The sequence below is a fragment of the Pseudoalteromonas sp. OF5H-5 genome (genome assembly GCF_021530695.1).
GTDB lineage: Bacteria > Pseudomonadota > Gammaproteobacteria > Enterobacterales > Alteromonadaceae > Pseudoalteromonas.
Genome location: NZ_JAKGBF010000024.1, coordinates 1 through 18465 on the forward strand (window position 1 = coordinate 1; position 18465 = coordinate 18465).

The following is an 18465-nucleotide window of genomic DNA, read 5'->3' on the forward strand; positions in this document are numbered from 1 at the left end:
ACATCCTACTTCGTAGCGAGCCAGGGCCAAATAAGAGGTTGATGAAAAGCGTTCATCCATGAACTTCATCGACATTCGAACATCCATGTACATCAAAACCCGTTGCAGAGATGCAACGGGTTTTTTGTTGTTTGGGGGTTATAATTTCGGGATATAGAAAGCCTCACAAGCCAATCAACACATCGCGAGGTGAACTCGCTCCCACCACAGTATCAGCACAGTGCAACATGCTAAGAGGCGGTTTACCCGCCGAGGGGTTGCAATGAAATTCCGAAAAAACCTCGCGAGGTAAACTCGCTCCTACCACAGTATAGGCACAGTGCAACATGGTGGGAGGTGGTTCACCCGCCGATGGCTTGCAATGAAAGTTTCGGCTCAAAAATAATGTGGAACACCCATGTACATCAAAACCCGTTGTAGCAATGCGACGGGTTTTTTGCTATTTGAGGTATAGAAATTTGAGATATAAAAAGCCTCGCCAGATTTTCTAAACCTAAGTAAATGCGCTCCCACCACAGTATCAGCACAGTGCAAAATGGTAGGAGGTGATTTATCAGCCCTAAATCTTAATAATCCTTATTTCGTAGAGTCGTAGGTTATGCTCTGAAGCACAGACTTCGATTCTTGTTTAATGCTGATCTAATTAATGCTATCAATAAATACACTTAAAATATGGCGAAGAAAGAAACATTTGCGATTTTTTTTTGAGCTGTATATACTTACAGTAAATAAACCACTGTATGGAATACCAGTTAATGCGTCCTCTAACAAAACGACAAGAACAAATCTTTGAATTAATAAAAGTATTCATAAAAGATACAGGCATGCCTCCAACTCGTGCTGAAATAGCTGATGCTTTGGGTTTTAAGAGTGCAAATGCAGCGGAAGAGCACCTGAAAGCGCTTGCGAAAAAGGGAGTTATCGAAATGGTCCCAGGCGCAAGCCGAGGGATTCGACTTGTAGAGGATGAATCAGAACAACTTGGTTTGCCTATTATTGGTCGTGTTGCTGCTGGTGAGCCTATTTTGGCAGAGCAACATGTAGAAAGCCACTGTAATGTAGATGCTAGTTTTTTTAAACCTAATGCTGATTACCTTTTGAGAGTTAATGGTATGAGCATGAAGGATATTGGTATTATAGATGGTGACCTATTGGCTGTTCACAGAACTCAAGTGGCAGAAAATGGGCAAGTGATAGTTGCTCGTGTAGAAGAAGATGTGACTGTTAAACGTCTTGAAAAGAAAGGAAAGAAAGTTTTTTTACATGCTGAGAATGAAGAATTTAAAGCGATTGAAGTAGATCTAGAACATCAAAATTTCTCCATTGAAGGGTTAGCTGTCGGTGTTATCCGAAGTGCAGACTGGATGTAGTTTATGAGAGCGAGCGTAGCGTTAAATATAAAGTTGCGCTTGCTTTAACTATATTTTGTTTAGAAAGTAATAATTAACTTTTCTAACTGTGTGAAAGTTAGATAATTATAGTGACTTTAATCATTTAGTAATATTTTTAGTTTTCTGATCTTTATACACTATTTTTCATCATTCTTCGTTTTACTCCCTATAGTCCCCAGTTTTGATTCTAAAGTCGGTCTTCTCGAAAATCTTGCAATTTGTTTGTTTTTTGACTAATTGGTTAATAGTCGTGCAGTAAGTCTATGTACAAATAGACAATATGACAGTCATCCAATAATAACAAGAGACAACCACGAGTTGTCTTGAAGGAGACGTCAAATGAAAATTTGTCGATTAGTTGTAGCATTCATCGCGGTGCTAATCGCCATGCCCTCACTTGCTAACAGCGCTTACAATATGAGGCAAGGTGTTACAGACATTAGTCATCAAGTGTATGAGCTTCACATGACCATATTTCTAATATGTTGTGTCATTGGAGTGATTGTATTTGGGATTATGTTTTGGGCGCTTATAAAACACAGAAAGTCAAAAGGCGTTGTTGCGGCGCAATTTCATGAAAGCACCAAAGTGGAAATACTTTGGACTGCAATTCCCTTCCTGATACTCATTGGTATGGCAATACCAGCCACAAAAACGCTTATTGCTATGGAAGACACGAGTAAAGCTGATCTGACCATTAAGGTCACAGGCTCTCAGTGGAAATGGCACTATGAGTATATGGGGCATGATGTTGAGTTCTATTCTTTGCTCTCTACTTCGAAAGATGAAATTAGTGATCTTAAAGAAAAAAATGAAAATTACCTGCTTGAAGTTGATAAGCATTTAGTTATTCCTACAGATAGGAAAGTCCGCTTTTTGATGACCTCGGATGATGTCATCCATTCTTGGTGGGTGCCTGATTTTGCGGTGAAGAAGGATGCCAATCCGGGATTTATAAATGAGGCATGGGCAAAGGTAAACGATGAGGGAATTTATAGAGGCCAATGTGCTGAATTATGTGGCAAAGATCATGGCTTTATGCCAATCGTCGTCGAGGCCGTAAGTCCTGATAAATTTGATAGTTGGCTTAACGATGCTAAAGCTGAAAAAGCAAAAGCAGAGGCGGAGTCACAGGCAGTTGCGCAACAAACTCTTTCGAAAGAAGAGTTAATGGAGGTTGGGGAACAAACTTACATGGCTTATTGCGCAGCTTGCCATCAACCAACTGGGCTTGGGCTACCAGGAGTCTTCCCTGCAATGAAAGGAAGTAAAGTCGTCACTGGAGATATTAAAGCTCATATAGATATTCTACTTTTAGGTCGCCCAGGAACTGCGATGCAATCTTTCGCAAAGCAATTAACAATTAAGCAGATCGCGGGGGTGATCACCTATAAAAGAAATAGCTGGGGTAATGACACTGGCGATGTTATTCAGCCAAGCCAAATACAGCGTGAGATAGATGCACTAGAGGAGGGTAAGTAATGAGTGCCATCGTAGACGAACATTCACACCATACAGCTCCCAAAGGCTTAAAGCGCTGGCTGTTTACTACCAATCATAAAGACATTGGAACACTGTATTTATTGTTCTCACTAACCATGTTTTTAATTGGCGGTGCTATGGCGATGGTGATCCGAGCCGAGCTTTTCCAACCTGGGTTACAGCTTGTAGATCCGCATTTTTTTAATCAAATGACGACAGTGCATGGACTAATAATGGTATTTGGCGCAGTAATGCCCGCATTTACAGGTCTTGCCAACTGGATGATCCCAATGATGATTGGTGCTCCTGATATGGCGTTACCGAGAATGAATAACTGGAGTTTTTGGATACTACCTTTTGCATTTGCAATTTTACTGATGTCATTATTTTTGGAAGGCGGCGGGCCTGCTTTCGGTTGGACTTTTTATGCGCCACTATCTACAACGTACAGCAATGACAATACTGCGTTTTTTGTTTTTGCTGTTCATATAATGGGCATTAGCTCTATTATGGGTGCTATCAACGTTATCGTGACCATCGTCAATCTTAGAGCTCCAGGTATGACATGGATGAAGTTGCCTTTATTTGTCTGGACCTGGTTGATAACTGCATTTCTTCTGATAGCTGTTATGCCGGTACTTGCTGGCGCCGTAACTATGGTGCTGACAGACAAGTTCTTTGGAACGAGCTTTTTTGATGCAGCAGGTGGTGGTGATCCTGTTATGTTCCAGCATATATTCTGGTTTTTTGGTCATCCTGAAGTGTACATCATGATATTACCTGCCTTCGGCATAATCTCTACGATAGTACCGACATTTTCAAGAAAGAAACTGTTTGGCTATGCATCAATGGTTTATGCAACCGCTTCAATTGCACTGCTGTCGTTCGTCGTTTGGGCTCATCATATGTTTACAACGGGTATGCCTTTAGCTGGTGAGTTGTTTTTTATGTATGCAACTATGCTCATTTCAGTGCCTACTGGCGTTAAGGTTTTTAATTGGGTAGCTACAATGTGGCGAGGTGCTATTAGTTTTGAGGTGCCTATGCTTTTTGCTATTGCATTCATCGTACTTTTCACAATTGGTGGATTTTCCGGTTTGATGTTAGCGATTACTCCCGCCGATTTCCAATATCACGATACTTACTTCGTTGTCGCGCATTTCCATTACGTGTTAGTTACGGGAGCTGTGTTCTCAATAATGGCCGCCGCATATTATTGGTTACCAAAGTGGACGGGGCACATGTTTGATATCAAATTGGCTAAATTTCACTTTTGGCTCTCCTTGGTTAGTGTGAACGTATTGTTCTTCCCAATGCACTTTGTTGGTCTTGCTGGCATGCCAAGGCGGATCCCTGACTATGCTCTACAGTTCGCTGATTTCAACGCGATCATTAGTATCGGAGGGTTTGCATTCGGTCTTTCTCAACTGTTGTTTGTTGCAGTGGTTTATAAATGTATAAAAGGTGGAGAGCAGGCCTCTGGGAAAGTATGGGATGGGGCAGAGGGATTAGAGTGGCAAGTACCATCTCCGGCTCCTTATCATACCTTTTCAACGCCACCGGAGATTAAGTAATGCAACATGGCCGCCTGCTTAAGAAGCTTATCTTGTTGACGCTAGGTATGTTTGCTTTTGCCTTTGCACTGGTTCCTCTATATGACGTTTTTTGTGATGTCACAGGCCTAAATGGTAAGCCATCCATGGAAATCGCAAAGCAGAGCGAGTCAATTGCACAAAGTCGACAAGTAGATGTGAGCTTCACAACGCATAGTCAAAGCCAGGCGCCATTTAAGGTCGATGCAGTCGAACATTCGGTTAGTGTTCAACCCGGTAAGCTAACCGATGTCAAATTTATTGCAAAAAACTTGAGTGATAGTGAGCGTGTGTTGCAAGCGATCCCTTCAGTGTCCCCGGGGAAAGCTGCAAAGTATTTACACAAAATGGCCTGCTTTTGTTTTGATCAGCAATCAATGAAAGGCAAAGAAGAAGTTGAGTTTGTCTTGAGGTTTTATGTAGATACGGAGCTACCAAGTGATGTTGAGGAACTCACGCTTTCATATACGTTGTTTGATATTACAGAGCGAGTTAGCAAACAAGACAGTGATGGACTGAATATGCTAGTTGCTCGAGAGGAGTTCAAATATGAACCATGAACAAGAAAAATATTACGTGCCTGAGCAAAGTCCATGGCCAATCGTCGGGGCTTTTGCACTTTTCTTTATCGCTGTTGGCGCTGGCTTAACGATTATTCAACTTAAATCAACCAGTAATAGTGGAGTAATGCTACTGCTCGTGGGTATTGCTGTGCTGATCTATATGATTTTTGGTTGGTTCAGGAATGTGATCCAAGAATCTCAAAATGGGTTATATTCTGCCCAAATGGATCGTTCGTTCAAGCAAGGAATGGGATGGTTTATCTTTTCCGAGGTTATGTTTTTTGCTGCTTTTTTTGGTGCACTTTTCTATGCACGAATGATAGCTGTGCCGTGGTTAGGCGGTGCAAGTAATAATGCCAGTACCAATGAGGTTTTATGGCCTCAATTTGAAGCTGTATGGCCATTGCTCACAACTCCAGATGGAACTGTCACTCAAGCTATGGGTTGGCAGGGACTTCCACTGATCAATACGATTATTCTATTAGCATCATCAGTCACCCTTAGCTTTGCTCATGTAGCTTTAGAAAAAGAGCAACGGGCGAAAGTAAAGGCGTTCTTGGGATTAACAGTACTACTTGGCGTCGCATTCTTAACCTTGCAAGTGGAAGAGTATATTCACGCTTACCAAGATCTGGGGTTAACTCTCCAGTCGGGGGTTTACGGTAATACATTCTTTTTACTGACAGGATTTCATGGCTTTCATGTCACTCTTGGCGCGATTATTCTTTTCGTTATATGGATCAGGGTGTTGAAGGGCCACTTTACCGCTAAGAACCACTTTGCTTTTCAAGCTGGGGCTTGGTATTGGCATTTTGTTGATGTTGTTTGGTTGTGCCTGTTTGTATTTGTTTATGTGTTGTAACAACGGGTGAAGAGTGTAGTTTTATAAAGCCAAATTGAGCAGCAAGACAGATTAGAAGTACGACAGCTATTGATGCATAAACTCTTTGTTGCAATAGCCTCGCCATCGACTCTTGTTGCTCTGACTTGAGCATGACTAGCATAGCTCTAAATAGATTTAGAAAAACGAGTAGTAGCAGTACAACAATAATAATTTTAATCATAAGGGGTGTCCGATGGATTTAGGTGCACTTTTTAAAGGTAGATCAAAACCCCCCATATTGGCAGCATTAATAGTTGTTCTTTTATGTGGCTCGCTCTCTTATTGGCAGTGGCAAAGAGCACAGCAAAAACATGTGTTGCAGCATAAAGTTGAGATTGAAAAATCGCTAGGCGTAGCTAATGAGCAGCAAGTAACACCCCAGCCGCTAACGCAATATGTTAATGCTGAAGTGTCGATTACAGGGAATTTTGTAGGCGATGCGGTTTGGTATTTAGATAATCAAGTCGTGAAAGGCCGAGTCGGTTTTGATGTAATTGGCATTATTAAAATTTCCGAAACTGATGAGTATCTAGCTGTGAATTTGGGTTTTGTGCCACAGCAAGCTAGTCGCGTGCCTACCGTTTTTTCTCTTCCAAGTGGTACCGTTTCTCTACCTGTCTATATCAAATCTAGTGCTAGTAAGCGGTTCACCTTAGCTAAGTCTGCGGCAGAGGAGGCAACAAAACAATCTGTGATCCAATATATTGATGTTGATTACTTATCTGCGGAGTCAGGTAAACCTCTTTTACCTCTAATTGCCTACATGACTAAAAACAGATTTGCCGGGACTGAGCCCCATTATCAACCGGTAGTAATGTCACCGCAAAAACATGAAGCTTATGCTTTACAGTGGTTGCTTATTGCCTTGGCTGCGGTAGTAATTGGCTGGAAACTTTCAAAAAAGGAGAATAAAAATGTCTAAAAGTGCGGCATGGTTTATAGGGCTGTTCGTATTCCCCTTACTGTTGGCATTTGTTGCCCTGAAGGTAGGCTGGATACCACATAGCACGACTAATCACGGTGAATTTTTAAGTCAGGAGGTTCGCCAATCAGAGCTGGTTTTAGATACTGAGTGGAGTATCGTTTACCAGCGACCAAAACAGTGTAATAAGCAATGTTCTTTACTACTAGATAGCTTACCTAATTTGTATTTAGCGCTGGGGAAAAACCAGCAGAAAGTATCGCTTGTGGTATTACAAGAGCGAAATGAAAAAGGTATTGAGTACGCTACTTCTTTGCCGATATACCTCAACCAGTTAGACGAAAATTATCTCTATTTGGTTGATAAAACAGGGTTATTTGTACTCAAGTATGCACCAGTAGCAAGCTTAGAAGAAATGCGAAATGTGCAAAAAGGGCTACTGAGTGATTTGAAGAAATTATTGAATTACTCTCGTTCAAGTTAGGAGGTAAATATGTCCAAGGTAAAAATAAAAATCGCAATATTTGCCTGTTTCGTCGCAATAACTGTAGTGACACTTGGCGCCTTCACACGTTTAAGTGACGCGGGACTTGGGTGTCCAGATTGGCCTGGGTGTTACGGCTTTTTAACAGTACCAAATGAGACTCATGAACTATCTGCGGCTAAAGACAATTTTCCACATTTAGAAGTGGAAGCAGAAAAAGCTTGGATTGAAATGATCCATCGCTATTTTGCCAGCTTCCTCGGGTTACTTATTTTGGCACTTGCATGCATAAGGCTGTTCAAAAAGCAAAATACAGAAAGCCCTAACCGTCACTACTATCTACTGCTATTGCTTGTGTTATTTCAAGGGGCACTTGGGATGTGGACCGTGACGATGAATTTACAGCCAGTCATTGTGATGGGTCATTTACTAGGTGGGTTTAGTATTCTTGCATTGCTGGTGTTATTGGTTTTAAGGCTGAAATACACCACTATTACAGCTAGTGTAACCAGCCTTACCTGTCGTTTATGTTATGTGGCTCTTGGTGTGTTGATTATACAAATTGCGCTTGGTGGGTGGCTTGCAGCCAATTATGCTGCTCCACATTGTACAGGGCTGCCACTATGTGACAACCTTCAGCTTTTCTCTTGGCAGAGCTTATTTACGCTTCCTGAAGCTTCAGCGACCTACGAGTTTGGAGTGTTACCGTTTGAATCTAGAGTATCTATTCACTTTATCCATCGGGTTTGGGCAGTTGTTACCGTTTTAACGCTACTTGCTGCATGTTGGCCACTCCTTAGAGCTGGTCAAAACCACTTACTCCGACATTCAGCGCTTGTCGTTTTAGCTTTAGTTTCTATACAAGTTTTGGTGGGGGGGGCAATCGTACACTTCCAATTTCCTCTGTTGTTGACCTTATTCCATAACTTCATGGCAGCAATGGTGTTATTAGCAATGGTGAAATTGTGTTTCTTTATCAGCTTGGCGCAAAAAGTAGGAGTAAAACATGCTTCAATTAACTAGTTTTTCAGAGCTTCAAAAAGCAACTACTTTATTCAAAGCCTACTTTGGCATGTGTAAGTTTAAAGTAGTATGTATGTTGGTTATTACTGCTTGGGTCGGGATGATGTTAGCACCACAAAGTGATAAAACATTATTGGCACAATTAATGAGTTTGTTTGGCATTGGTTTGCTTTCGAGTAGTGCAGCAGCTGTAAATCATATCGTGGATAGAGAAATAGATAAAAAGATGGCGCGAACACGAAACCGACCGTTAGCGACAGACTCTGTTTCTGTATCATCAGCTTTAATCTTTGCGATAGGCCTCGCAATTTCTGGGTATGCTCTATTAACTATTTTCGCCAATCAGTTATGTGCGCTACTTACCTTAGCCGCGCTATTCGGTTATGCCGTGATTTATACGTTATTGTTAAAACGCGCAACACCTCAAAACATAGTAATTGGGGGGTTAGCAGGAGCAATGCCACCCCTGTTAGGTTGGGTCAGTGAGACTGGTCAGCTTGGTGCAGAGCCTTGGTTGTTAGTAATGATCATTTTTGCTTGGACACCTCCCCACTTTTGGGCATTAGCTATTGCTCGTAAACGAGACTACGAAAAAGCCGAAGTCCCCATGTTACCAGTAACGCATGGAAACGAATTTACAAAACTCTGTGTGCTATTTTATACCATCATTTTGACTTTAGTCTGTTTGCTACCTTATCTAGTGGGAATGTCTGGTTGGATCTACTTGTTGGTCTCTGGTATGGCAAATGTCGCTTTTATTTACAAAGCGACAAAGCTTATGAGAACAAATAGTTTAGAGTATGCTATGAGGGTATTTTATTTCTCTATCTGGCATCTTTTGATAGTGTTCATTGCACTTTTTGTGGATAAAGCATTTATATGAAAAAATTTCTGTTAATTATCTCTATGTTAACTTTGTTTGGTTGTGGGCCTGCACCAGATGTGTCGGAAAAAGTGGTTTGGTACCCAAAGCCTAAGGACGTTAAAGCGTTTGAATTAAGGGATCAACACGGTGCGATAGTCTCAAACCAAGACTTTACCGATAAATGGAGTTTGCTATTTTTGGGCTACACGAGTTGTCCCGACGTGTGTCCGATGACGCTGTTGAAATTAACTCACGTATATCAATCTGTAAAAAATAAAGGTGACTTACAAGTATGGTTTGTATCGGTCGATCCCAACCGAGATACTGAAGAAAAGCGTTTGGCCTACATCAAGCACTTTGATCCTGATTTTAAAGCGGTATCTGCCGAGCATTCTGCTTTATTTCCGTTTGTGAGAGATCTCGGTTTAATATACGCAATAAATCAGGAACAGACAGAAGAGTATTATGTTGATCATAGTGCGTCTGTAGCATTAATTAACCCAAAAGGTCAACTTGAGGCTATTTTCAAACCTACACATACAGTGGGAGCTGTCCCTACAATCGATGACAAACTACTTCTTGCTGACCTTGAGAAGATCATCAATTAGTCTTATAGCGACACTGGTCGACCCTAGTGTCGCTGCACTATCTTACCTCTAACGCTTTAATTATTTGCGGATTTTTAATCAATCTTTGTGGCATTTTTACCATCACGGTCTAAGCTAATTTTATTACTCATTTTTACAAGGATAGTCTTCAGCTCATGTTGAAACTTCCACCTGAAATGGCGATTAACCATGTGGAAAGCCTGTACCATCAGATTTTCCAAGACTCTATGGAAACATCAGACATCACGATTGATATTAGTGAAGTGCAAAGAGCCGATACAGCATCTATACAACTGCTCTGTGCCGTACAGAAACACTTGCTCTCGTTAGAACATAAAATTGTATGGCATGGTGAAAGTGACGCTTTAGCGCAGGCTGTCAATGAGTTGGGATTAACCCATTATTTATTCCATAGTATTGAAAATTAAGAGGTGAATATGAAAAAGATTTTAGCTGTGGATGATTCGGCGTCAATGCGCCAAATGGTTGGCTTTACTTTGAAAAAAGCAGGTTTTGATGTTACGGAAGCCAAAGATGGCAGTGAAGCGCTATCTATTGCCAAGCAACAAGGGTTCGATGCCGTGATCTCTGATGTAAACATGCCTGTAATGGATGGGATCACACTTATTAAAGAGCTGCGTAGCCTACCCAACTATAAGTTCACCCCTTTACTAATGCTGACCACCGAGTCGGGGTTAGATAAAAAAACAGAAGGTAAAGCGGCGGGAGCAACTGGTTGGATAGTGAAGCCATTCAACCCTGAACAACTACTAGCGGTATTGAAAAAAGTCATAAGATAGATACAGAGAGGCGTCGATATGAGTATTGATTTAAGCCAATTTTTTGATGTCTTTTTTGAAGAAAGCTTTGAAGGCCTAGACATAATGGAAGCTGAGCTGCTGAATTTACAGCCAGGCCATGAAGACTCAGAAACGATCAATACTATATTTCGCGCAGCACACAGCATCAAAGGTGGCAGTGGAACATTTGGTTTTACTTCTGTCGCTAATTTCACGCATGTGTTGGAAACCTTACTCGATCAAATCAGGGATGGGCGTCGACAGTTGACCGCTGAACATGTCAATTTGCTGCTCCAATCCGTTGATTGTTTAAGGGCCTTACTAACCGCATTACAAGCCGAAGAAGAGCCAGATCTCTCCAATGCGAATGAGTTGAAAGTTAAATTTGAAGAGATTTTAGGTGGTAAAGAGAGTGTTAGCTCAGATACTGCCGATAGCATACCTCAAGGGCAAGAATCTCAAACCTATCAAATAGACTTTAAACCGCTCCCCCACTTGTTTAAAACCGGTAACGAACCGCTCTATATGTTAAGTGAGCTATCAGAATTGGGGGATTTAGAAACTCATGCGTTTTGTGATGCAATACCTGAAATTGATGACTTCAATCCAGAGGATTGCTACCTCAGTTGGCGGTTATACTTAACAACCAGTCATCCAGAGTCGGCGATTAAAGAAGTATTTGAGTGGGTTGAGGATGATGCTGAAATTTCTATTACCTTATGTGGTGGTTTATTTGAAGATGATGTGAGTGTCTCCACAACGCCAGAACCAGAGAGTGAGAAGAAAGAAGCGTCGAGCAACGACACTCAAAATATTGATGTACCAAAAACATCCTCAGCGACAAAGGCTAAGCCTGAGGCTAGCAAGAAATCAGCAGAATCGACTTCGATCCGTGTTGGGATTGATAAAGTTGATTCGCTTATCAATATGGTAGGGGAGTTGGTTATTACCCAAGCTATGTTGACTCAATTAGGCGAGCAAGAACCGACCGAAAATACGCTTGCTGCGATGCAAGAAGGCCTCGCTCAATTAGCCCATAATACGCGAGATTTACAAGAAAATGTAATGCGGATCAGGATGTTACCTATTAGTTTTGTCTTCAGCCGATTTCCTCGTTTAGTAAGAGACACATCACAGAAGTTGAACAAACAGGTTGAGCTAAAACTGCTAGGAGAGCAAACAGAATTAGATAAAACCGTGATGGAAAAAATTTCCGATCCTATGGTGCATTTAGTAAGAAATTCTTTGGATCACGGCTTAGAAACACCGGAAGACAGAATAAAAGCCGGAAAAGATCCTGTGGGTACGGTGACACTGAATGCTTTCCACCAAGGTGGAAATATTGTGATTGAAATCATGGATGACGGCAGAGGCTTGAATACCGAAAAAATAAAAAGTAAAGCGATTGCCAATGGCCTAATTCAAGCAACTGATGAGCTGACTATTGAAGAGGTTAATGAACTTATTTTTAGGCCTGGGTTTTCAACAGCCGATGAAGTGAGTGATATCTCTGGTCGCGGCGTGGGTATGGACGTTGTTCGAAGAAATATTCAAGCATTAAACGGCAGCGTTGAAGTAACTTCAGCAAAAGGGGTTGGCTCAACGTTTACAATTAGATTGCCATTAACGCTGGCCATTCTTGATGGTCAACTGGTTAAAGTTGCAAAGCATACCTACATCATTCCACTTATTTCTATTGTTGAGTCTTTACAAATAGATATTAAAAAAGTGAGCAAAGTAGGTAATGGCTTAGAGGTGCTACGGTTACGAGATGAATACATACCAATACTAAGGCTATATCAATTATTTAATCATGGTGGTGCAATAGAAGAGTTGGATAAAACACTGTTAGTGGTTGTTGAGAGTGATAATCACAAAGTGGGGTTGTTGGTTGATGATTTACTGGCGCAACAACAGGTCGTTATTAAAAGTCTCGAAGCGAATTATCAGAAAGTAAATGGGATCTCAGGGGCGACAATTTTAGGTGATGGCAGAGTCTCTTTAATTGTCGATATTAGTGGTCTTATCAAACTGAGCGGCTTAAAGCGTCCAGGAACTCAAGAGTTATTAGTAGAACAAGAGTTAGATGAGGTGGTGTCATGATCACTGAAAAAGCCTCGATTAATGAACAAGTCATGCTTGCAGACAGAGATGACGATACACAATTTCTCACCTTTATGATGGCGGGCGAAGAGTATGGCATGGATATTCTGGCCGTACAGGAAATCAGAGGGTGGGAAGAAGTCACTGCAATTCCAAATGCTCCTAAGTATGTGAACGGTGCGATTAATTTACGTGGCACGATAGTACCAATCATAGATTTAAGGATTCGATTCGGCTTACCGCAAATCGAATATGGAGCTCTAACCGTGGTTATCGTTGTCTCCGTTGTAATAAAAGAGGCAACAAAAATTATGGGGTTAGTTGTTGATGCTGTTTCTGACGTATACAGCATCAACGAAGAAACAGCGAAGGATGTTCCAGATTTTCAAGACTCGGAAAATAGTCAATTTGTACAAGGACTTGTAAATGTTGGTGAAAAAATGGTCGTACTTTTAAATTTGAAGAAGATATTAGATCTTGAAGTCAAGCAGAATGAGCAATTGGTTGTCGGGGGATAACATGAGCGATCAAGCATTAGCAAGTCAACTCAACAATAGGGTTCTGATTGCGGGTGCCATAATATTTGTGGGCTTGGCAATTAGTGTTCAAATGTTGAATATTAATATGTCTACACAGGCCTATGTGGCGATGGTTATAGCAGCTGTCAGTGTGGTGCTGGCAATTTTACTACTTAAGCAAAGCGCAAATATTCTGCTTTCTAAGTTGCAAGATGTTGAGGAAATTGTTCCCGCGATAGAGAGTAAAGATGCTAGCTTACTCAATGCAAGTAATGCGTCACGTCAATCATCCTTATACAAAGCGGTTGCTAATTTATTAAATGGTGACGCAGTAGATAGTCAAGATCATAGCCATAGTTTGTTGCTAGCTTTAAAGGTCTGTCAGGCCAATGTTATGCTTGCAGATGCTTCTCTCAATATTGTGTATTTGAACGATTCCGTAACCAGTATGCTGCGTAAAAATCAGGCTAAGTTACAGCAAGAATTGCCAGGCTTTAATGTCGATAGTTTGATTGGTGCAAACATTGATACATTTCATAAAAACCCCAGCCATCAGAGAGGCATCCTAGCTAATTTGACCCGTCCATATGTCACACAAATCAAAGTGGCAGGTTTGACCTTTGATCTTATTGCCACGCCTGTTTTCGATGATGAAGGGCAAAGGATCGCGACTTTAGTTGAGTGGAAAGACCTTACAAGAGAATTAGCGCTAGAGAAAAAGCAGGCGGACTTGGCGAGTCACAATGCTCGTATATCGAGCGCGCTGGACGTTTGTCAGGCAAACGTAATGCTAGCGGACGAAGGATTGAATATTATTTATGTTAATGATTCGGTTGTGCGAATGTTGAGAGACAATCAAACGCAGCTTAGAAAATCATTACCGAACTTTGATGTGGATACGCTTGTAGGGCAATGTATTGATGTGTTTCATGCGAACCCTAGCCATCAAAGAAATCTGCTTGAGAAACTGAGTGATGTATACAGTACAGATATCAAAGTTGCTGGCTTCACCTTTGGTTTAATTGCGACTCCGGTGTTTGATGAAGAGAAAAAGCGGATTGGTACCGTTGTAGAGTGGGACGACAAAACAGAGCGTTTAGTTCGTGAAGAAGAAGAGAAAACTGCCGCAGCTGAAAACTTACGCGTCCGAAGAGCATTAGACAACGTTTCAACGAATACGATGATAGCAAATGAGCAGTTTGAGATCGTTTACTTGAATCGCGCAGTGAAAGATATGATGAGAAATGCTGAGAGCGACCTAAGGCGTGACCTGCCTAATTTTGACAGTAACCATCTTATGGGGGCGAATATTGATGTATTCCACCGCAACCCAAGTCATCAACGCAGTATGCTTTCTCGGCTCGAAACTGAGTATAAAACGGAAATCGTTGTCGGCGGAAGAACCTTTGGTCTAGTCGCCAATCCGATATTTGACGGCAATAATGAACGCGTGGGCACCGTTGTCGAATGGGAAGATAGAACCAAAGAAGTTACGATTGAGAAAGAGGTGAATGGCCTCGTTCAGTCGGCTAACGCTGGTAACCTTAGTGTTCGTTTATCAGAAGATGGGAAAGATGGCTTCTATTTAAGACTAACCAAAGGGTTAAATAGTTTAGTGTCTACTGTCGATGAGACTGTTACAGACATGGGGGATATGTTAGACGCATTGGCGACTGGTAATTTGACTAGGCGTATTGAAGGCGATTATCGCGGGGCTTATGAAAAGCTCAAAAAAGACGCAAACACCACTGCTGAGAAGTTAACCGAAATGCTTGGTCGCATACGTACATCTGCAAATCTAGTTGCCAGTGGTGCAGATGAAATATCTCAAGGAAACGCAGATTTGAGTCAGCGGACCGAGGAGCAAGCTTCCTCGCTAGAGGAAACTGCTTCTAGCATGGAAGAAATGACGAGCACAGTTAGACAAAATGCAGATAACGCGAAAGTAGCTAATGAGTTGGCTGAAGATACTTGTGACAAGGCGACCAAAGGCGGTGAAGTAGTCACACGCGCAGTTGAAAGCATGTCTGAAATTAATGATTCAAGTAAGAAAATTGCTGACATTATAGGTGTTATTGATGAAATTGCTTTCCAGACAAACCTATTGGCATTAAATGCAGCCGTTGAAGCAGCTCGGGCTGGAGAGCAAGGTAGAGGATTTGCTGTGGTTGCTGGTGAAGTTCGTAATCTAGCTCAGCGCTCTGCCGCAGCAGCTAAAGAAATTAAGGACCTGATCAGAGACAGTGTAAGTAAGGTTGAAGATGGTACGTTACTGGTTAATGAGTCAGGTGAAACACTAAAAGAAATAGTTGAGTCTGTTAAGCGGGTGACAAACATGATTTCTGACATTGCTGAAGCGTCGATTGAGCAGAGTTCAGGTATTGAGCAGGTTAATAAAGCAGTGTCACAAATGGATGAAATGACGCAGCAAAATGCTGCCTTAGTTGAAGAAGCGTCAGCCGCAGGGGAGTCGATGGCTGAGCAAGCAAATGATATGAGAAGATTATTAAACTTCTTCACTCTTGATGAATCTTCACACCGTAGCTTAGAAATATCTGAGTCACCGAAGAACTATAAAGCGCCAGAAAAGCAATTACCAAAACGGACAATGAACTCCAATAAGCCCTCGCAGCAAAACACGAGAAGTAATCAGTTTGCTGATGACTCGGAAGAGTGGGAAGAGTTTTAGGGTTTGGTAATAGACCAATTCCTTAGTGGGGTTGGCTGAAGGAATACGACGATGCGAGAGTTTCTGTTGACCGATAAGGATTTTTCCGAAATTTCGGCTCGGGTCTATGACACATGCGGCATAGTACTCGGGCCGCATAAAAGGGAAATGGTTTACTCAAGGTTAGCAAGGCGCATAAGAGCCAACGGGCTAAAATCATTTGAGGCGTATTTGTCTTTTTTGGAAGAAAATCAAGATGTTGAGTTTAGCCATTTTATTAATGCAATAACAACTAACTTAACTTCTTTCTTTCGAGAAAATCATCACTTCGAGTTCTTAACGAAAAGAATAGTTCCTGAAATTATTGCTAGGCACAAACACGACAGAAGAGTCCGAATCTGGTCTGCTGGATGCTCTACAGGTGAAGAGCCTTATAGTATCGCGATGACCATTGCGAATGCTTTTCCAAGTGGTTGGGACGTCAAAGTGCTAGCAACAGATCTAGATTCCAACGTCTTGGGCAAAGCGAGTCTCGGAGAATATACGGCAAATAACGTCACGGGTTTAGATGAAGATAAGCTCAAAAAATGGTTTCTTAGAAGTGCAGATGGAGCAATGTATAAAGTGAAGCCTAAATTGCAATCTTTCATCCATTTTAAACGACTTAATCTTCTAGAGCCATGGCCAATGAAAGGACCCTTTGATGTTATTTTCTGTCGTAATGTTTTGATTTATTTTGATAAAGAAACCAAAGATAAGTTGTTTGAGCAATATCATGACATGTTAGTTCCCAATGGTTACTTACTTATCGGGCACTCCGAGACGATGGGAAAAGAGCATCTGGAATTTAAAAACCTAGGTAAAACCATTTATCAAAAAGGCCAGTTGAATGAGAGAGTTTAGACCTGTTCTCAGAGGATTCGAACATGTAAAACGCTTTTGGGATTCAGGACGTTCTAAAGTCGTTGCAAAAGTATTACCTGGGGAATTTTATGTATCTAAGCAGGACGAATTGATTTCGACGGTATTAGGGTCTTGTATTGCAGCTTGCGTATATGACGAGAAATTGGGGATAGGTGGTATGAATCACTTTATGTTACCCGGAGCGAAAGCGCTACGAGAAGTGCATGCGGATGACCTAAATTGTCGTTATGGTAACTGGGCGATGGAGTATCTGATAAATGAAGTACTCAAAAATGGGGCGTCTAGAAGCAATTTAAAAATCAAACTTTTTGGCGGTGGAAAAATTATTAGCGCAATGACTGATATTGGGGAAGGGAACATCAGGTTTGCTCAAGCCTATGTGGAAGAGGAAAGTTTGAATTTAATTTCACAGGATGTAGGTGGCCCCTGGCCAAGAAAAGTTATCTTTCATCCTCAAAGTGGCAAAGCGCAAGTGAAAAAGTTACGAACCATGCACAATAACACAATTGAACAACGTGAAGTGCGTTACTTACATGACATTGAGGCTCAAGACAATAAAACGGATATTGAGCTATTTTAGGTGTGAAATATGATCAAAGTTCTGATTGTTGACGACTCGCCGTTAATTCGTGGGTTGTTAAAAGAAATACTAGGTCAGGCGGATGGTATTAAAGTCGTTGGCACCGCGGAAGACCCTTATGAAGCTAGAGAGCTCATTAAATCTACTTCGCCTGACGTATTAACTTTGGATATAGAAATGCCAAAAATGAATGGCATTAATTTTCTTAAAAACTTAATGCGTTTAAGGCCTATGCCTGTTGTGATGATCTCTACGTTGACCCAAGAGGGCTCACCCGCCACGATAGAAGCACTAGAGTTAGGTGCAGTTGATTTTATTTCTAAGCCCACCAGCAATGTTACTGATACCTTAATGTCTTATTCCGATTTACTGGTTAAGAAGATTAGAGTAGCGGCTGGTGCTAGAGTGAGGGCTTTTAAAGCACCAAAACAGGAAAGCGAATTAGAAATTGGCCGTAACTATACATTTTCGCGTAATACTATTTTAGCCATAGGCGCCTCAACTGGAGGAACTGAAGCGATCAGAGAAGTGCTTATGCGATTACCAACACACGCGCCTCCTGTTGTTATCACCCAACATATCCCACCAGTTTTCAGTACCTCATTCGCGCAAAGAATGGATCGCACCTGTGCGGTATCAGTCAAAGAAGCGGAAGATGGTGATGTTTTATTACCAGGTCATGTGTTCATAGCACCGGGAGACAAACATCTCAAGGTGGCACACACTGCAACCGGATATGTCTGCCGATTAGATGATACTGAGCCTGTTAATCGTCATAAACCCTCAGTTGAAGTGTTATTTAACTCCCTTGTGCCAATGGGGAAGCATGTTTGTGCTGCTATGCTCACGGGGATGGGTAGTGATGGAGCAAAAGCAATGCTAGCTTTGAAAGTCGCTGGTGCCAAGACGTTTGCACAAGATGAACTAAGCTGTGTAGTATGGGGAATGCCTAGAGCAGCGTACGAGCTTGGTGCAGTGCAAAGTCTGGTACCTTTGAGTAAAGTGACTGAAACCATGCTGAGCGCGGTTAAAAAGTAAGGGTAAGAGCTAATTTGTTCC

19 protein-coding genes are annotated in these 18465 nt (G+C 41.6%); 18 read left to right on the top strand and 1 reads right to left on the bottom strand.

Annotation, left to right across the window (positions count from 1 at the left end; all coding sequences use genetic code 11):
* Positions 1-755: 755 nt before the first annotated feature.
* The 5 genes from lexA (at position 756) to L1271_RS22440 (ending at position 5890) form a co-directional block, all read left to right on the top strand.
* On the top strand, positions 756-1370 hold the full coding sequence (gene lexA, locus L1271_RS22420; RefSeq protein ID WP_102057673.1) for a transcriptional repressor LexA: 615 nt from the start codon (positions 756-758) through the stop codon (positions 1368-1370).
* 360 nt (positions 1371-1730) lie between these two features.
* Positions 1731-2873, top strand: coding sequence for a cytochrome c oxidase subunit II (gene coxB, locus L1271_RS22425; protein WP_010604340.1), 1143 nt, complete (start codon positions 1731-1733; stop codon positions 2871-2873).
* Positions 2873-4447 carry a cytochrome c oxidase subunit I gene (ctaD, locus tag L1271_RS22430; RefSeq protein ID WP_102057672.1) on the top strand — a complete coding sequence of 525 codons (1575 nt, stop codon included), beginning with the start codon at positions 2873-2875 and terminating at the stop codon, positions 4445-4447. The genes coxB and ctaD overlap by 1 nt, the downstream gene beginning before the upstream one ends.
* On the top strand, positions 4447-5025 hold the full coding sequence (locus L1271_RS22435; RefSeq protein ID WP_102057671.1) for a cytochrome c oxidase assembly protein: 579 nt from the start codon (positions 4447-4449) through the stop codon (positions 5023-5025). Before ctaD ends, L1271_RS22435 begins: the two co-directional genes overlap by 1 nt.
* Entirely contained in the window at positions 5015-5890 is an 876-nt protein-coding gene (locus L1271_RS22440; RefSeq protein ID WP_102057670.1) for a cytochrome c oxidase subunit 3, read from the top strand. The genes L1271_RS22435 and L1271_RS22440 overlap by 11 nt, the downstream gene beginning before the upstream one ends.
* On the opposite strand, the gene L1271_RS24995 is transcribed toward L1271_RS22440, so the two are convergent.
* Positions 5796-6092, bottom strand: coding sequence for a DUF2909 family protein (locus tag L1271_RS24995; RefSeq protein ID WP_081489941.1), 297 nt, complete (start codon positions 6090-6092; stop codon positions 5796-5798). The genes L1271_RS22440 and L1271_RS24995 overlap by 95 nt on opposite strands.
* 12 nt (positions 6093-6104) lie before the next feature.
* Between L1271_RS24995 and L1271_RS22445 the strand changes: the two genes are divergently transcribed.
* The 13 genes from L1271_RS22445 (at position 6105) to L1271_RS22505 (ending at position 18444) form a co-directional block, all read left to right on the top strand.
* Positions 6105-6833, top strand: a complete 729-nt coding sequence (locus L1271_RS22445) for an SURF1 family protein (protein WP_235368844.1) — start codon at positions 6105-6107, stop codon at positions 6831-6833.
* The gene (locus tag L1271_RS22450) at positions 6826-7317 is read left to right on the top strand and encodes a transmembrane cytochrome oxidase associated protein (protein WP_102057668.1); all 492 of its coding nucleotides are present in this window, start codon (positions 6826-6828) and stop codon (positions 7315-7317) included. Before L1271_RS22445 ends, L1271_RS22450 begins: the two co-directional genes overlap by 8 nt.
* 9 nt (positions 7318-7326) lie before the next feature.
* Complete coding sequence (locus L1271_RS22455) at positions 7327-8340, top strand: COX15/CtaA family protein (RefSeq protein ID WP_227386784.1); 1014 nt, start codon at positions 7327-7329, stop codon at positions 8338-8340.
* Entirely contained in the window at positions 8324-9223 is a 900-nt protein-coding gene (gene cyoE, locus L1271_RS22460) for a heme o synthase (protein WP_029215745.1), read from the top strand. The genes L1271_RS22455 and cyoE overlap by 17 nt, the downstream gene beginning before the upstream one ends.
* On the top strand, positions 9220-9813 hold the full coding sequence (locus L1271_RS22465; RefSeq protein ID WP_235368845.1) for an SCO family protein: 594 nt from the start codon (positions 9220-9222) through the stop codon (positions 9811-9813). Before cyoE ends, L1271_RS22465 begins: the two co-directional genes overlap by 4 nt.
* 155 nt (positions 9814-9968) lie before the next feature.
* Entirely contained in the window at positions 9969-10241 is a 273-nt protein-coding gene (locus L1271_RS22470) for an STAS domain-containing protein (protein ID WP_010604348.1), read from the top strand.
* A gap of 9 nt (positions 10242-10250) precedes the next feature.
* Positions 10251-10613, top strand: coding sequence for a response regulator (locus L1271_RS22475; RefSeq protein ID WP_010378447.1), 363 nt, complete (start codon positions 10251-10253; stop codon positions 10611-10613).
* Between the two features lie 18 nt (positions 10614-10631).
* Positions 10632-12716 (top strand): chemotaxis protein CheA, encoded by a 2085-nt coding sequence (locus L1271_RS22480; protein WP_235368846.1) that lies wholly within the window; start codon positions 10632-10634, stop codon positions 12714-12716.
* Positions 12713-13234 carry a chemotaxis protein CheW gene (locus L1271_RS22485; RefSeq protein WP_010604350.1) on the top strand — a complete coding sequence of 174 codons (522 nt, stop codon included), beginning with the start codon at positions 12713-12715 and terminating at the stop codon, positions 13232-13234. Before L1271_RS22480 ends, L1271_RS22485 begins: the two co-directional genes overlap by 4 nt.
* Before the next feature lies 1 nt (position 13235).
* Positions 13236-15923, top strand: coding sequence for a methyl-accepting chemotaxis protein (locus L1271_RS22490; protein WP_235368847.1), 2688 nt, complete (start codon positions 13236-13238; stop codon positions 15921-15923).
* Positions 15924-15974: 51 nt separating this feature from the next.
* A complete protein-coding gene (locus L1271_RS22495; RefSeq protein ID WP_095728126.1) occupies positions 15975-16805 on the top strand; it encodes a CheR family methyltransferase in 831 nt (276 codons plus the stop codon).
* Positions 16792-17406 carry a chemoreceptor glutamine deamidase CheD gene (gene cheD / locus L1271_RS22500; RefSeq protein ID WP_010604353.1) on the top strand — a complete coding sequence of 205 codons (615 nt, stop codon included), beginning with the start codon at positions 16792-16794 and terminating at the stop codon, positions 17404-17406. The genes L1271_RS22495 and cheD overlap by 14 nt, the downstream gene beginning before the upstream one ends.
* A gap of 9 nt (positions 17407-17415) precedes the next feature.
* Positions 17416-18444: a protein-glutamate methylesterase/protein-glutamine glutaminase gene (locus L1271_RS22505; protein ID WP_235368848.1), complete on the top strand. Its 1029-nt coding sequence runs from the start codon at positions 17416-17418 to the stop codon at positions 18442-18444.
* Positions 18445-18465: the final 21 nt, after the last annotated feature.

Bases quoted from the DNA above. Each gene is read 5' to 3' on its own strand.
- L1271_RS22475 (WP_010378447.1), top strand. From the start codon at position 10,251: ATGAAAAAGATTTTAGCTGTGGATGATTCGGCGTCAATGCGCCAAATG.
- L1271_RS22455 (WP_227386784.1), top strand. From the start codon at position 7,327: ATGTCCAAGGTAAAAATAAAAATCGCAATATTTGCCTGTTTCGTCGCA.
- L1271_RS22490 (WP_235368847.1), top strand. From the start codon at position 13,236: ATGAGCGATCAAGCATTAGCAAGTCAACTCAACAATAGGGTTCTGATT.
- L1271_RS22440 (WP_102057670.1), top strand. From the start codon at position 5,015: ATGAACCATGAACAAGAAAAATATTACGTGCCTGAGCAAAGTCCATGG.
- lexA (WP_102057673.1), top strand. From the start codon at position 756: ATGCGTCCTCTAACAAAACGACAAGAACAAATCTTTGAATTAATAAAA.
- L1271_RS22485 (WP_010604350.1), top strand. From the start codon at position 12,713: ATGATCACTGAAAAAGCCTCGATTAATGAACAAGTCATGCTTGCAGAC.
- coxB (WP_010604340.1), top strand. From the start codon at position 1,731: ATGAAAATTTGTCGATTAGTTGTAGCATTCATCGCGGTGCTAATCGCC.
- cheD (WP_010604353.1), top strand. From the start codon at position 16,792: ATGAGAGAGTTTAGACCTGTTCTCAGAGGATTCGAACATGTAAAACGC.
- ctaD (WP_102057672.1), top strand. From the start codon at position 2,873: ATGAGTGCCATCGTAGACGAACATTCACACCATACAGCTCCCAAAGGC.
- L1271_RS22505 (WP_235368848.1), top strand. From the start codon at position 17,416: ATGATCAAAGTTCTGATTGTTGACGACTCGCCGTTAATTCGTGGGTTG.
- L1271_RS22465 (WP_235368845.1), top strand. From the start codon at position 9,220: ATGAAAAAATTTCTGTTAATTATCTCTATGTTAACTTTGTTTGGTTGT.
- L1271_RS22495 (WP_095728126.1), top strand. From the start codon at position 15,975: ATGCGAGAGTTTCTGTTGACCGATAAGGATTTTTCCGAAATTTCGGCT.
- cyoE (WP_029215745.1), top strand. From the start codon at position 8,324: ATGCTTCAATTAACTAGTTTTTCAGAGCTTCAAAAAGCAACTACTTTA.
- L1271_RS22435 (WP_102057671.1), top strand. From the start codon at position 4,447: ATGCAACATGGCCGCCTGCTTAAGAAGCTTATCTTGTTGACGCTAGGT.
- L1271_RS24995 (WP_081489941.1), bottom strand. From the start codon at position 6,092: ATGATTAAAATTATTATTGTTGTACTGCTACTACTCGTTTTTCTAAAT.
- L1271_RS22470 (WP_010604348.1), top strand. From the start codon at position 9,969: ATGTTGAAACTTCCACCTGAAATGGCGATTAACCATGTGGAAAGCCTG.
- L1271_RS22445 (WP_235368844.1), top strand. From the start codon at position 6,105: ATGGATTTAGGTGCACTTTTTAAAGGTAGATCAAAACCCCCCATATTG.
- L1271_RS22450 (WP_102057668.1), top strand. From the start codon at position 6,826: ATGTCTAAAAGTGCGGCATGGTTTATAGGGCTGTTCGTATTCCCCTTA.
- L1271_RS22480 (WP_235368846.1), top strand. From the start codon at position 10,632: ATGAGTATTGATTTAAGCCAATTTTTTGATGTCTTTTTTGAAGAAAGC.